Raw genomic sequence first — 15,093 nt, 5'->3', positions numbered from 1 at the left:
ACTCTTTCTGCGATTGCCGAAGATTGCGTAAAATTTTCATCTGCTTGTTGACCGGATACCGGTAAGCATAAAGTCCTTGCCTCTGTTTCCGCAAAAGCCATCCTCAAAAACGAGAGAAAAAGACGACCCGGCCCGCCTTGGATAGCTACAATCAAACGTTTGTTATTTTTAGCGCGCTACAACAAAATAATTCTCTTATGTTCAAGTTCAGAACGGCTGCTCTCTTGATTTAAGGCCATGGCAATCTTAGCCTGCGCCTTTCTTCTCTCCCTCCTATCACGGCAATTTGTATCGTAAATCTTTCCTCTGCATATAATTTAGGCAGAGGATATTTAACGCATTGATAAAACGTGACTTTTTACAAAGTATTTTTCATTGCATTTTATTCCTTAAAGGATAATTTAATTAAAGTTTCTTAAAATGCGTGACGGAAACATGATCTTATATATGTGCTGGGAAACGTCGAAATGGTAACGAAAGCAGAAGAGTTAAAGACCGAGAAAATTGAAGAAGTTCTATCTATGGTAGCAGATCGGCTGGACAAGAAAAAAGCCGATGACGTGCAGGTATTTGTGCGCCACTACTATGAACGCCTCTCTCCTGAGGATATTCTCGAGGTCTCGGCGGAGCATCTCTATGGATCAGCATTATCCCTGTATAAATTTTCTGAAAAGCGCCCTCCCGGAAAGGCAAAATTACGGGCTTTCAGTCCAAACCTGGAAGAACATGGCTGGAAAACATCCCATTCTGTCATTGAGATTGCCAACGATGATATGCCGTTTTTGGTGGATAGTATTACGTCAACTTTGAGCCGTAGAGGGTTGACCGTTCATTTGGTTATTCATCCCGTTCTAAATGTGGAGCGGGACGAAAAAGGGAAGCGCAACCGCATCTTTGACACGCCACCGACAGCTCGTCAGAAAAGTCAGCGCGAAAGTATCATGCATTTGGAAATTGATGAACAATCAGATCCAAAAGTCCTTTCGGATATTGAGCATGAACTTAAAAATACATTGTCGGATGTCCGGCTGGCAGTTGAGGATTGGAAGCCTATTCTGGGCAAAGTCGACCATATCATCAAAAGCCTGACAGATAATCCACCGCCTTTGGAAAAAGAGGAAGTGGATGAAGCGCGCGCGCTGTTAAACTGGATGTCAGACAATCATTTTACATTTCTCGGCTATAGAGAATTTGAATTTGGAGAGGCGGCAAAGGGTCGAAAAGACAGTTGGGATATCGTCAAGGATTCCGGTTTGGGGATATTACGTGATCCAACCCGTCGCATAATGACGGGAAACCGGGAAATGACACCGGAAGTAAGGGATTTTCTGCGTCGTCGCGAATTGATCATTGTTACCAAGGCCAATATCCGCTCTACGGTTCATCGTGCCGTTCACCTGGATTATGTTGGCGTTAAAAAATTCAATAAGAAAGGCGAGGTTATCGGTGAGTATCGTTTTACCGGGCTGTTTACCTCCGCTGCCTATAACCGCATTCCCAGTGATATTCCGTATTTGCGCCGCAAGGTAAAGCAAACTCTGGAAAAAGCCGGGCTGGCGAAAAGCAGTCATGACGAAAAAGCGCTGGCCCATATTCTGGAGACGTACCCACGCGATGAATTATTTCAGATTTCTGTCGATGATCTATTCAAGACATCCTCAAAAATCCTTACCCTGCAGGAGCGACCGCGAATTAGCGCCTTGATCCGGCGGGACCGGTTTGAGCGCTTTGTTTCCGTGCTGGTATATGTACCACGGGAAAAATTCAATACGGAACTTCGCAAGAAATTTGCGGATATACTGGCAGATGTCCATAACGGCACCCTGTCCTCACATTATGCGCTGGTTGGGGACGATGCGCTGGCCCGCATTCATTATATCATCGCGCTGAAAAGCAAGCATAAGCCGGAAGTGGATGTTGTGGATCTGGAGCGGCGACTGGTTGCCGCTGCAAGAGAATGGTCTGACGATCTTTATGATGCGTTACTGGATAAATGGGGAGAGGAAAAGGGTCTTCGCATGAAGGCCCAGTACGGAGATGCCTTCCCGGTTGCCTATAAGGAGCGGTTCAATGCAGAACTGTCACTGCATGACATCGAAAAGACCGAGCGTGTTCGAAAAACCAAGGACGTCGAGCTAAACCTGTACCGATGGATTGATGATCCGGACAATAAGGTCAGGTTTAAAGTCTATAGCCCCGGAGAGCCGCTTTCCCTGTCGGACTGTCTGCCGATGATGGAGAATATGGGGCTTAAGGTATTGTCGGAAAATCCGTATTTTGTCTCGATCGGGGGAAAGGAAGAGGCGATCTGGATTCACGATTTCGAACTTGTAGAACCAGGCGGGCAAGCGCTCGAACTCCATATTCTGAAGAAAAAATTTGAAGAAACTTTCGAGCGTGTCTGGAAAGGGAAAATGGAAAGTGACGGCTTTAACCGGTTGGTTATGCGTGCCGGATTAGCCTGGTCAAATGTTGTTGTTCTGCGGGCATATGCAAAGTATCTGCGGCAAGCCGGCATCACGTTCAGCCAGTCATATATGTCGAATACCCTGTCGGAAAATGCCAATATTTCAAAACGATTGGTTGAGCTATTTCAAGCCCGCTTCGATCCGTCATTTCCCGAAGACCGGACCGAGAGTGTATCGCGTATCCTTAAGCATATCTGGGATGAGCTTGACCATGTGGCCAGCCTCGACGATGATCGTATTCTGAGGCGCTTCGTCAATTTGATTATCAATACATTGCGGACAAACGTGTATCAGAAAGATGCCAGAAACACGGACAAATCATATTTCTCTTTCAAATTAGACAGTCAGAAACTCGACGATTTACCACTCCCCCGACCGCATGTGGAAATCTTCGTCTATAGCCCGCGCGTTGAAGGTGTCCATTTACGGGGCGGCAAAGTTGCGCGTGGCGGGTTGCGCTGGTCCGATCGCCGAGAAGATTTCAGGACAGAAGTCCTGGGCTTGATGAAAGCACAAATGGTCAAGAATACGGTTATTGTTCCCGTGGGGTCAAAAGGCGGATTTGTCCCCAAAAGGCTGCCAAGTGGCGGCACTCGTGAAGAGGTGCAGGCTGAAGGTATTGCCTGCTACAAGACCTTCATATCCGGACTGTTGGATGTAACGGATAATTATGTCGGTGGTGAGGTTGTCCCGCCGGAAAATGTGGTCCGGCATGACGCAGACGATCCCTATCTCGTCGTGGCGGCAGACAAGGGTACGGCAACATTTTCCGATATTGCCAATGAAGTCGCAATTTCCTATGGCTTCTGGCTTGGCGATGCGTTCGCCTCTGGCGGTGCCGCGGGGTATGATCACAAGAAGATGGCCATTACCGCCCGCGGTGCATGGGAATCCGTTAAACGGCATTTCCGCGAAGTCGGTCATGATATCCAGGCAAAGGATTTTACAGTCGCCGGTATCGGCGATATGTCCGGTGATGTGTTCGGCAATGGCATGCTGCTGTCCAAGCATATCAAGCTGGTCGCGGCTTTTGACCATCGAAACATTTTTATTGATCCGCGGCCGGACGCGGCAAAAAGTTTTGCCGAACGCGAACGCATGTTCAAATTACCCCGATCTTCCTGGGAAGATTATAATGAGAAATTGATTTCCAAGGGTGGCGGTATATTTGATCGTAAAGCGAAAATTATCAAACTTTCGCCGGAAATTAAAAAACTTCTGGATATCAAGAAAGCGGAAGTGCCGCCAAACGAATTGATGGTTGCCATTCTTAAATCCAAGGTCGATCTTCTCTGGTTCGGTGGTATTGGCACATATATTAAGTCTGCGGATGAAAGTAACGGTGATGCCGGGGATCGGGCGAATGACGCCATCCGCGTTAACGGGAGTGAGGTTCGGGCGAAAGTTATTGGTGAAGGCGGTAATTTGGGAGTTACACAGCTCGGCCGAATTGAATATGCAGAAAGCGGTGGCCGCCTGAATACGGATGCCATCGATAACTCAGCCGGTGTGGATTGCTCCGACCATGAAGTAAATATCAAAGTTCTGCTGCGCGCCGTACTCGATGACGGGGAGATGACTGGTAAACAGCGGGACCGGATACTGGTCGAGATGACCGATGATGTTGCTGATCACGTTTTGCAGGACAACTATTTGCAAACCCAGGCGCTAACCACATCTGAGCGGCAAGGCCTGAATAACTTTTCCGAAAATGTCCGCTTTATGATCGGTCTGGAGAAAAAGGACCGCCTTAACAGGCATGTGGAATTTCTTCCCGATGATGAAGAGCTGGCTGATCGGCAGGCCACCGGGCGCGGCTTAAGCCGGCCGGAAATGTCGGTGCTGCTGGCTTATGCCAAAATGACGTTATATATTGATATTCTGGAAACGAAACTACCGGACGATACCTATTATGACAGCTGGTTGACGGAATATTTCCCGCCACAGCTTCGTAAGAAATATGCGCCCTTTATCTCGAGCCATAGACTGCGCCGGGAAATTATCACAACAATCATTGTCAACCAGTTGGTCAATCGCGCTGGCCCGACTTTTGTCATGCAGATGGTGGAAGAAACGGGAAGCCGTCCGGAAGAAGTTGCCCGTGCGTTTGCCCTGGTTTGCGATGTGTTTGACTTGAATAGTCTATGGGCAGGTATTGAGGCGCAGGACAATAAAATCTCGAGCGATATCCAGGGACGGATGATTGATGTAACGCAGAAACTGGCACGCCGGGCGACACTTTGGTGTCTCCGCCGGTTGTCCAGCAGCGTTGACATTGCCGCAGAGGTTAAACTGTTATCTGCAGATATGCGGAAACTTGAACGTGGCCTGGAAGGCTTGTTGAGTGACGAGGGACGCAATCTGTTCGTCGACCGGTCCGATCAGCTGATTTCAGCGGGTGTTCCCGAAGATCTTGCCCGCCGTATGGCCGCACTGGGTCCATTGAGATCGTCGCTGGATGTTGTTCAAGTGGGCAACAGCAACACGCGACCCATTACGGAAGTGGGAGAAGTCTATTTTGCCGTTGGAGCCGAGCTTAATCTGGATTGGTTGCGGTCGGCGGCCGAAGGAATTGAACCTGAAACCAACTGGGACCGACTTGCCATTGCGGCGATAATCGATGATCTTTATGGCCAGCAACGGGCGCTTACGAACTCTGTTTTCGTCGGATCCAACGGTCATGCCGGGCGGCAAGCATTTGAACATTGGGTAAAACAGCATCAAACGCCAATCAAACGGTCTTCGGAGCTGATCAAGGAGTTTAAAACCATGGGCGTTCTGGATGTTTCCAAATTGGCCTATGCTAACCGTCAGTTCCGGTCCATGATCAGTTAGGGGTAAGATTGTTTCGCACACCTGATCAAGATTGAATAAGCTGTGACAATGGCGTAGCTTGACGGGACTGCGTATCCAGTCAAGGAGGGGATCATGGGGGAAAGTCGGACAGGAGAGCCGGAAGCGAGCCGCCTCGGAAAATTTTCGTGGGCCATGTTCGACTGGGCCAATCAGCCCTATTTCACGGTTGTGACAACCTTTATCTTTGCGCCGTATTTTACCTCCTTTGTGGCCTCAACCCCTGCGCAAGGTCAAGCTTACTGGGGCTATACGCAAGCCGCGGCCGGAATTCTAATTGCCCTTCTCAGCCCGGTTTTTGGCTCTATCGCCGACGCCGGAGGGGCCCGGAAACCCTGGATTGTTTTTTTCTCGATCATGTGCGCCGTCGGCGCCTTTGCTTTGTGGTGGGCGGTTCCAGGGCAGCAAAGCGGGATCATCTGGATCCTTATTGCGATCGTAATTGGCACAATCGGTGTTGAATTTAGTCTGGTCTTCAATAATGCCATGTTGCCCAATTTGGTGCCCCAGTCGAAAATGGGACGTTTGAGCGGTTTCGGTTGGGGGCTTGGATATATTGGCGGGCTTATTGCCTTGTTTATAGTTCTCCTTGGCTTCTCCATGCCGGCAGAGCCTTTGTTCGGATTGGATAAGGCGACACATGAGCCTGACCGGATCACCGGGCCGATGGCGGCGGTTTGGCTGCTGGTTTTCATTATCCCGATGCTGTTATTTACCCCGGATACAAAACCAACAGGTATCTCCAAGAGGGTGGCCATCAAGCAGGGGCTTACTTCGCTGGCGAGCACTCTGCGAACGTTGGGAAATTACAAGAATATTGTGTTTTTCCTGATTGCCCGGATGTTTTACAACGATGGCATTTTAGCATTGATCGGGTTTTCCGGCATTTATGCGGCAGGCCTGTTCGGTTGGGAAACGACCCAGCTTGGCATTTTCGGCATCTTGATAATTATCTTTGCCATCGGCGGCTGCTTTGTCGGTGGCTGGCTGGATGACAAGATCGGGTCCAAGCCGACAATCGTCATTTCGGTTTTAGGATTGTCATTTGCCTCCATTGGCGTGTTGTCCATCAGTCATGGCCAGGTTTTGTTCGGCCTTCCGGCAGCTATGCCCGTTGAAGGCGGTGGTTTGTTTGCAAGCCCGGCAGAAATGGTCTTTATGGGCTTTGCCTTTATTATGGGACTGTTTTTCGGCCCGGCGCAGGCCGCCAGCCGGACATTGATTGCGCGCCTCTCTCCACCAGATAAGGTCGGGGAATTCTTTGGCCTGTTTGCTCTTTCCGGCAAGGCAACCGCTTTTGTTGCACCGTTGACAATCGGCATTGTGACGACGGCAACTGGACAGCAGCGGCCGGCAATGATTGTGATTTTTATTCTGCTGCTGATCGGTGCCGCCTTGATGAGCTTTGTCCGCGAGCCTGAACATTAAAACTTGGGATCAGGAGACGGAGACGGCTGTTCCCGAAACAACGACCATAAGCATGCTGTCGCCTATTACCTCAACATCAACACTGACACCAACAATGGCGTTCGCGCCCAATTCCTCCGCTTCTTCTTGAATATCTTCGAGGGCATGGCCTCTGGCATTCTTGATTTCCTTTTGATAGGCATCGGACCTGCCGCCGATCTTGTCGGTTACTTTGGCGAAAAAATCGCGAACGAAATTGGTGCCCATAACCGCTTCACCAGCAACAACGCCATGATAAGCCGTGATCGTTTTTCCTTCAACGGATCCTGTTGTTGTAATAATCATTCGCGCGCTCCTTCAATTCGAAAGTGGTTTAGTGCCTGAAATGCCGCATACCCGTTAGGACCATGGCCAGACCGGCGGCATCTGCTGCCTTTATAACATCGTCGTCGCGCATGGATCCACCGGGTTGTATAACAGCGGTCGCGCCTGCTTCTGCGGCGGCCAGAAGGCCATCTGCAAAAGGGAAAAATGCATCTGAAGCAACGACAGAGCCTTTTGCCCAGGATATTTCGTCACCCGCATTCTGAGCTGCTTCAAGGGCTTTACTTGCGGCAATTTTAGAGGAGTCAACCCGGCTCATCTGGCCGGCGCCAATGCCGACGGTTACGCCATCTCGAACATAAACGATCGCGTTGGATTTAACATGCTTGGCAACAGTAAACGCGAATTTCATATCGGATAATTCCTGTTCTGTCGGCACTTTCTGACTGACAACTTGTAATTCGGCTTGTGCTGTTAGCTGGTTATCGCGATCTTGAACCAGGTATCCACCAGCCAGGGATTTGATTAGTTGACCACTTGTCGTGGGTTCTGGAAGTCCGCCTGTCAGCAGCAACCTGAGGTTTTTCTTCGATGCGATGACAGCCTTCGCGTCGTCGTCCGCATCCGGTGCAATAATTACTTCGGTAAAAATTTTGACAATTTCCTCAGCTGTCGCCATGTCCAAAGTCTGATTTAACGCGATTATGCCACCAAATGCTGATGTTGTGTCACAGGCGAACGCAGATTTGTAAGCTTCTGCCAAAGTCGAACCCAAAGCAACGCCGCAAGGATTGGCATGCTTTATAATGGCACAAGCGGGCCCAAAAACATTCGGGTCGAATTCCGCAACCAATTCGAATGCAGCATCAGTATCATTGAAATTATTGTACGATAGCTCTTTGCCCTGCAATTGTGTCGATGACGCGACGCCGATCCGGTTTTCGTCATTCGAATAGAAAGCTGCCTGTTGATGAGGGTTTTCTCCGTAACGCATAATTTGCTGCCGGGTTCCGCCGAACACCATACGATCAGGAAACACCTCTCCTAATTGCGTCGCGTACCATGACGAAATTGCTGCGTCATAGGCACCGGTGCGTGCATAGGCTTTGGCGGCCAAACGCTTGCGCAGTTCGATACTGGTCTTACCATTATGGGCCATTAATTCTTCAACGACCGGGCCATAATCCTCTGAATCGACGACGACGTTTACGAAACCGTAATTTTTGGCAGCGGATCGAATCATTGCCGGACCGCCGATATCTATGTTTTCTATACAGGTGTGAAAATCGGCACCTTTTGCAACAGTCTCTTCAAATGGATAAAGATTTACAACCACGAGATCGATTGGTCCAATGTCATGCTGGTCCATGGCAGCCATATGATCGTCGTTATCTCGAAGACCCAAGATACCGCCATGTATTTTTGGATGGAGAGTCTTGACCCGTCCATCCATCATCTCTGGAAAATGAGTATGATCCGCAACTTCGGTGACGGAAATTCCAGCATCCTGCAACATTTTAGCACTTCCACCGGTTGATAGAATTTCAATATTTTGTGCGATTAAGGCGTTTCCCAGATCAATAAGCCCTGCCTTATCAGAGACAGAAATGAGAGCTCGTTTCACGGGTTGAAGATCACTGGCGGGCATGGAGGATAATATCCTTGATGAAGGTAATTGAAGACATGCTGGCGCTATAGCATGACGGGCAGGTTTTCGGAACAAATAACGAAAAATACTTAGACATTCTCTTCTTGCGGCAGTACCAAAGACGTGTAAATCAAAATTGGATAGAGACTTTATGGCGCATTCTTTATTGGCGGCCTTACATGGTATGGACGAGGTCAGTAACAAGACAACTATCGCAATTGTTGGTCTTGGATATGTTGGGTTACCGTTGGCGGTTGCACTTGCGCGGCAGTTTACAGTTATTGGATATGACGTTCATGAAGAGCGTGTTCAGGAACTTCGCCAGGGAATGGACAGGACATTTGAGATTGATCCTCCGCTGTTACGGGCAAGCAGCATGGTTTTTACGACCGAAATTGAGGATATTGCCGATGCTGATATCCATATTGTTACTGTCCCGACCCCAGTTGACGAGAGTAACAAACCCGATCTTACACCGTTGGAAGGCGCTTGCGCCAGCGTCGGCTCTATTCTGAAAAAGGGCGCAATTGTTGTCGTGGAAAGTACCGTTTATCCCGGCGTAACGGAGGATGTATGCGGTCCTCTGCTGGAGAAAAATTCTGGTATGGTTTCGGGGCAGGATTTCTATCTAGGATATTCACCGGAACGTATTAACCCTGGCGATAAAGTGCATACAGTCGATAAAATTATCAAGGTGGTATCGGGGCAAACCGAAGAGGTTACGGATATTCTATCAGATATATATGGCGCCGCGACTTCCGGTGGCGTATTTCGTGCCCGAAATATCAAGACGGCAGAAGCGGCTAAAGTAATTGAAAATGCGCAGCGGGATATTAATATCGCTTTTGTAAATGAAGCTACAATGATTTTCCAGAAGTTGGGTCTTTCGGCTTTCGATGTACTGGAAACGGCTGGAACAAAGTGGAATTTCCTGAATTTTACACCTGGCCTAGTTGGTGGTCATTGTATTGGCATTGACCCGTTTTATCTCGCTCATAAAGCTGGCGAGGTCGGGCATTTTGCAGATTTGATTTTGACGGGCCGGCGTATAAATGATTCCATGGGAAGTTTCATCGCCGAAAGCGTTGATACAAAGCTTGACGGAAACAGTAGAATTCTGATCCTCGGCATTACTTTTAAAGAGAATGTGCCTGATTTAAGGAACACTAAAGTCACAGATATTGTTTCCAGGCTGCGTGAGCTGGGACATCAAGTGGATATTCATGATCCGCTTGCTGACAAAGCGGAAGCCCGACAGTTTCTGGATATTGATTTAATTGAGAGTTTATCAAATCTTACTGGATATGATGCGGTAATAGGCGCCGTAGCGCATTCCGTATATAGAACCCTTTCGTCCTCCGCTCTGGAAGGAATGATGACGAAAACGGGTCTTCTTGCCGATGTAAAGGGGATTTGGCGAGATACAGAATTTTCAGCAGATATCAAGCGATGGCAACTTTAAAGCTGTTCTCGAGCAGCTATTTGCAACTTCAGCTTCATTCCGATAATCGAGTAAGTGCCCATTTAACGAGGACGGGGTTTTCATTCTCCAATTGGCCGGCAATAACTATCTGTTGATTGTGGCGCCGTTCGCCGGGAACACTGCAATAAACGCTCTCCTCCAGTGTAAGCAGGGGAGCACCTGTCAGGAATTTCCAGCCGGAACCGCTCGGGGTTCGGATCAATATATTCTTGCCACCAGCACTTCGCGAAATACTCAAATCAGGGTGGAGATGAAACCGGAGTGTAAAACGGGATCGGCGCGTCGACGGCTGCCTTTCTGGAATGAGTTGGTCCTCGCCACGTAAGGCTAGCCCGCTTGCATCAATAAATAAGCGCCGGCGATGGCGCAAACCGACAGATGATAAATAGCCGCTACTTTCCAGGTCGAGCCAAACATTTCCTTCCTCTTCATTACGAACAACCGCGCTCTGCTCTACTTCCTGACTGGTTGGGAAATCAGCGTTCAAATTGTCAAAACCAAGTGTCGAATGTGCCGCGGTGGACGCAAGGGCCCTCCCCCAGGAGGAGTCCAAATCGCGAGATCCACCACAATTGACAATTAATCGTTCTCTGGCGTAACTGAATTCAAATCCAAGGAGGCCTGAATGTCGAAGATCATGTTTCGTTCTGCCGCCTTCACCGGTTTCAATTATAAGAAGGGCACGTCCTGCTTTGAGCCGTTCAAACCCTCCTTGCGGAAATCGATGTGGAGCCCGGCCTGTTGCATCAGACTGAGAGAGAAGCATATCGCAATACCCCTCGTCCATCTGGCTTCCTCCGTTAAACAGAGCCAGCCTTCCATCCCCATGTTGGAAAAACCGGACTGCGGGGGCAAGTCGATCAATGGTATTATTGAGAATAATTGGAACAATTACATTAGCCGCCATCAGAGTATTGCGTAGCCCGACAAGACGTCCGAGTAACATCAGGTGATGTTCGGGGTTTCTTGAAATGTGGCAGCCATCTGTCATAACGACCCGTCCGACTTCCGTTTCCAGACTGGCCATGATTTTGTCAGTCTGTTTTTGTAAGTCAGGGAAACATAATGTGCCATATAGCAGGGCTTGCCAGAGGCAAAAGCGATCTTGAAGTAGCGGCTTTCTTTTACTTATTCGCGATAAATGTAGATATTGCCGTCTGAGGGAGCGAAGAAACCTGAAATTAAAATCACTGTCCTCTCGTTCCATGAGAAAACCGCTGTAACAAAACCAGTTGATTATTCTTTGAGATAAAACATCTTCATCCCAAACATAGGGTACATATGTTTCAAAGTGCGAAATCCAGGATAAAATGAGCGCTCTGCTATGGCGTTTTGCGGCTTCACTGCCGTTCGCTGAAAAATCTCGGAGCCATCCAAATTCATGGAGCTCCCTGTGCCAAGCAAGCGGTTGCCCTTCTGCGTGCCAGGGTTCCGGCGACGCTAAGAAAAATTCATGGCCCGCAAAATCAAAATGTCCCTGAAAAATATTATCTGCCCGATCACTATCGCCCGGAAAAACATCAACTGGAACAAGAGAGAGTCGTTTGGGAACCCGCGATTTCAGGCTGGCCTGATAGGGTCCGCTGGAGAAAATGATATCCAGAACTGTACGCCGCTTCGGTATGCCTCCTTCATTAGGCAAATTCGCGGCGGCTGTCATGCTCTGCCCAACAACAAATTGATGTTCTCGGCATACTGGCTTGGGCCGCCTTTAAAGGCGGCACTTCCCGCAACAAGTAAGTCGGCGCCCGCCTCGATAACCAGAGGGGCTGTTTCCGCGTTGATACCCCCATCAACTTGTAAATCGATATCACGTCCAGAAGCATCAATCATCGATCGAAGGGTTCTAATTTTGTCGAGTTGGGAGGCAATAAACTTTTGACCGCCAAAGCCGGGGTTGACGCTCATCACCAAAATCAAGTCAACTTCATCCATCACATGTTCAAGTGTTGAGGCTGGCGTCGCCGGGTTTAATGAGATGCCTGCTTTTAAACCATGTGATTTTACCAGTTGCAGGCTTCGATGGGCATGTGGGCCAGATTCTTGATGCAAGGTAATAATATCAGCACCTGCATCAACGAATTCCTCAACAAACGGATCAAATGGTGAAATCATCAAATGACAGTCGAAGGGCTTATCAGAATAATCGCGAATTGATTTTGTCACAGCAGGCCCAAAACTGATGTTGGGGACAAAATGTCCATCCATTATATCCAGATGGATATAATCTGCACCGGCGGCTGTGATGGCGGCGACTTCTTCTCCCAGTTTCGCAAAATCTGCGGCGAGAACTGACGGAGCTATTCTAACGGGTTTACGCATGATATTCCTTTAACATTTCAAGCGGTTCTGCTCAAGCTCATGAACCAGATAATTTAACAAGCCGGGCGGCAAAAAATCCATCCATGCCACCTAAATGCTGGGGTAAGCAACGAATATCGCCTTTTGCATTTATCACTTCGGAAAGCCCACCAATTTCCGCGGCATTGACCGGCTGCCGTTTAAGGCTAGAATCACGCTTCAGCAAGTTGTCGACTTGATGTTCACCTTCTTCAGCTTGTAAGGAGCAAACACTGTATACGAGTATTGCATCCGGCGTGAGCTGCTTTGACGCGGCATCAAGAAGCCGCATTTGCAATGACCCGAGTTTTTCTATGTCCGCAGGTGATTTTAGATAAGCAACGTCTGGATGACGGCGGAGAGTCCCGGTGCTGGAGCAGGGTGCGTCGAGAAGTATACCGTCCAGTTTTTGTTCGGGAGAATAGTTTTCGGCTTCCCCAACCTGTATATCTACGGTCAATTGCAGTCGGTTCATATTATCGGCCAAGCGCTTCATTCGGCCTTTTGACCGATCAAGGGCAATTACCTTGGCACCGGAAGCGGCCAACTGAGCGGTCTTGCCACCCGGTGCTGCACAACAATCCAGAATGGTTTTTCCTTCAACGTTGCCGAACAGAGCGGCTGGGATTGACGCGGCTGCGTCCTGAACCCACCATTCCCCGTCGCTAAAACCCGGCAAAGATGTTATGTCGCTTGCGGCAGGCCGACGCAAAGACCCGTTTGCAAGAATATCAGCGTCGAGCAATTTCGCCCATTTCTGCGGATCGCCTTTAACAGAGATATCCAGTTCGGCTTCCGTCATATTGGCGGCAGCAATTTCATGGGCGGTTTCGTCGCCGTAATGTGCCACCCAGTTTTCCCAAAGCCAAGGCGGCGTATTGTGCTTGGGGACATCCATTTGATGTAATAGCTTGGCTCCTTGCCGGTCAGTGCGCCTGAGCAATGCATTGACCATTCCCCGGTATTTACTCTTTTCCGGAACTAATTCTACCGTATCGTGAACGGCGGCGTGCGACGGAATGTTGAGAAACAGGATTTGTGCGATCCCAATTCGCAGAATATGCCTGATTTCGAATATCTTTTCTGACAAGGGTCGATCCAGCATCTTATCTATCAAACCGTCGATGACCCCGAGATGACGAAGTGTCGTCGAGGCCAAAGCTCGCGACAGGGACCTGTCTCGCGGTGATAAATCTTTGAGGACAGGATTCAGGATCTCTTCCAAAAGCTGATGTTTTTGCAAAACACGTGTCAGAAGATGGACCGCAGCGCGCCTGGGGTTGGTTTGGATGTTATTCATGTCGGTGTCATACGGGAAATTGACCCGGCGGTCTATAGAAGGGTTGGAAATACTGGAAGTCTATGGATAACTGCCCTATTTTTATGCCATAAGACATTCGAGCAATCTAAGCGGACTAAAAGAAATGAAGAACGACAAAAAAGCGATGGACGACGGACAGGAGTCCACGGAAAAAGATACGGAAAAAGCCGGCAATTCAGCCATAAAGCAAACCCAGGCAGATGGTGAGATCGGCGGCCCCAAGGGCCTGGAACCGACACGATATGGAGATTGGGAGCGCAATGGCATTGTAAGCGATTTCTAAGTCGCTTTCCCACGCTCAGATATCCAGATACCGAAAAGAACAAGGATTAGTGCTGTTCCTTGATATATTTCAAATGGCTCGCCCAGGAAACTCACTGCGAAAATAGAAGCGAATACCGGCACCAGGTTTGCAAAAACACCTGCACGTCCGGGGCCGAGAATTTCAACGCCGCGAATAAAGGTGAGCTGTGCGATAAATGAAGGAAAGAGCGTCACCAGGACAACAACAATCCACCCGCTTGAAGTTGGTGCCAAGAAATGTTCAAGCTGAATTTCGACAAATGTGAACGGCAACGACGTAACAAAGGCTGCCGTCGCCATTATGGCGAAAAAACTTAAGGCGGAAACGTCGGGCTTGAAACGAAGGCCAACGGTATATCCGGCATAGAGTGCACATGCACCGAGCATCATGACATCACCGCGATTAAGTTCAAGGCGGGCCAATCGCTCCAGGCTTCCGCCCGAACCTACAATGATCACGCCGATGATGGTCACAAGAACCCCGATGATCTGCAGGGGAGTTACCTTGTCTTTCAAAGCAAAGAAGGCGGCAGTGATAACAAATACGGGGATTGACCCTTGAAGAATTCCAATATTGACGGCGGTTGTGGAATGAGCGGCAACATAAAATAATGTGTTAAAGCCGGTGAATCCAAGACTGCCCATTATCAGCATGTAAAGCAGTCTTTTTTTCAGGATCGGCCAGTCTCTTGCAACCTGACGACGGGCGATAATTGTCATTAAAATTACGACCCCCAACCATCGCAACGAAACCAGAGCCATCGGCGAGACTTCACCGACAGCAAATTTACCCAATACTGCGTTCATACCCCAGCATAGGGTAGTCAATACCAGAAATGCGTATGCCTGCAGGTTGCTGCCGGCGGTTGGTGCGTTGGGGTTCATGGGGTCCAATTTGACGAAAGATGTTTCTGCGCCAGAAACCTTACGGGATCGGGGGAAAATT

Annotated in this window: 10 protein-coding genes; 4 read left to right on the top strand and 6 right to left on the bottom strand. The window is 48.9% G+C overall.

Going from position 1 to position 15,093, the window contains the following annotated elements:
- Nucleotides 1-467 precede the first annotated feature (467 nt).
- Nucleotides 468-5,303 (top strand): NAD-glutamate dehydrogenase, encoded by a 4,836-nt coding sequence (locus NBZ79_RS19225; protein ID WP_251934280.1) that lies wholly within the window; start codon nucleotides 468-470, stop codon nucleotides 5,301-5,303.
- Nucleotides 5,304-5,396: 93 nt separating this feature from the next.
- Nucleotides 5,397-6,749 carry an MFS transporter gene (locus NBZ79_RS19220; protein ID WP_251934279.1) on the top strand — a complete coding sequence of 451 codons (1,353 nt, stop codon included), beginning with the start codon at nucleotides 5,397-5,399 and terminating at the stop codon, nucleotides 6,747-6,749.
- A 9-nt stretch (nucleotides 6,750-6,758) separates the two neighbouring features.
- Here NBZ79_RS19220 and NBZ79_RS19215 read toward each other — a convergent pair whose 3' ends face one another.
- Nucleotides 6,759-7,073 carry a YbjQ family protein gene (locus NBZ79_RS19215; protein ID WP_251934278.1) on the bottom strand — a complete coding sequence of 105 codons (315 nt, stop codon included), beginning with the start codon at nucleotides 7,071-7,073 and terminating at the stop codon, nucleotides 6,759-6,761.
- Nucleotides 7,074-7,101: 28 nt separating this feature from the next.
- Nucleotides 7,102-8,700 carry a bifunctional phosphoribosylaminoimidazolecarboxamide formyltransferase/IMP cyclohydrolase gene (purH, locus tag NBZ79_RS19210; protein ID WP_251934277.1) on the bottom strand — a complete coding sequence of 533 codons (1,599 nt, stop codon included), beginning with the start codon at nucleotides 8,698-8,700 and terminating at the stop codon, nucleotides 7,102-7,104.
- 151 nt (nucleotides 8,701-8,851) lie between these two features.
- On the opposite strand from purH, the gene NBZ79_RS19205 reads away from it, so the two are divergent.
- Nucleotides 8,852-10,162 carry a nucleotide sugar dehydrogenase gene (locus NBZ79_RS19205; protein ID WP_251934276.1) on the top strand — a complete coding sequence of 437 codons (1,311 nt, stop codon included), beginning with the start codon at nucleotides 8,852-8,854 and terminating at the stop codon, nucleotides 10,160-10,162.
- 34 nt (nucleotides 10,163-10,196) lie between these two features.
- Here NBZ79_RS19205 and NBZ79_RS19200 read toward each other — a convergent pair whose 3' ends face one another.
- From NBZ79_RS19200 to NBZ79_RS19190, 3 genes are read right to left on the bottom strand one after another with little or no spacing between them, the layout of a single operon-like run.
- Complete coding sequence (locus tag NBZ79_RS19200; RefSeq protein ID WP_251934275.1) at nucleotides 10,197-11,843, bottom strand: heparinase II/III family protein; 1,647 nt, start codon at nucleotides 11,841-11,843, stop codon at nucleotides 10,197-10,199.
- Nucleotides 11,840-12,505, bottom strand: coding sequence for a ribulose-phosphate 3-epimerase (rpe, locus tag NBZ79_RS19195; RefSeq protein ID WP_251934274.1), 666 nt, complete (start codon nucleotides 12,503-12,505; stop codon nucleotides 11,840-11,842). Before rpe ends, NBZ79_RS19200 begins: the two co-directional genes overlap by 4 nt.
- Before the next feature lie 37 nt (nucleotides 12,506-12,542).
- Nucleotides 12,543-13,823, bottom strand: coding sequence for an RsmB/NOP family class I SAM-dependent RNA methyltransferase (locus NBZ79_RS19190; protein ID WP_251934273.1), 1,281 nt, complete (start codon nucleotides 13,821-13,823; stop codon nucleotides 12,543-12,545).
- A 124-nt stretch (nucleotides 13,824-13,947) separates the two neighbouring features.
- Between NBZ79_RS19190 and NBZ79_RS19185 the strand changes: the two genes are divergently transcribed.
- Entirely contained in the window at nucleotides 13,948-14,127 is a 180-nt protein-coding gene (locus NBZ79_RS19185; RefSeq protein ID WP_251934272.1) for a DUF1674 domain-containing protein, read from the top strand.
- On the opposite strand, the gene NBZ79_RS19180 is transcribed toward NBZ79_RS19185, so the two are convergent.
- On the bottom strand, nucleotides 14,124-15,032 hold the full coding sequence (locus tag NBZ79_RS19180) for a DMT family transporter (RefSeq protein WP_251934271.1): 909 nt from the start codon (nucleotides 15,030-15,032) through the stop codon (nucleotides 14,124-14,126). The two genes, NBZ79_RS19185 and NBZ79_RS19180, sit on opposite strands and share 4 nt — an antisense overlap.
- Nucleotides 15,033-15,093 lie beyond the last annotated feature (61 nt).

Source organism: Sneathiella marina, from assembly GCF_023746535.1.
Lineage (GTDB): Bacteria > Pseudomonadota > Alphaproteobacteria > Sneathiellales > Sneathiellaceae > Sneathiella > Sneathiella marina.
This window is presented reverse-complemented; position numbering and strand designations above follow the sequence as displayed.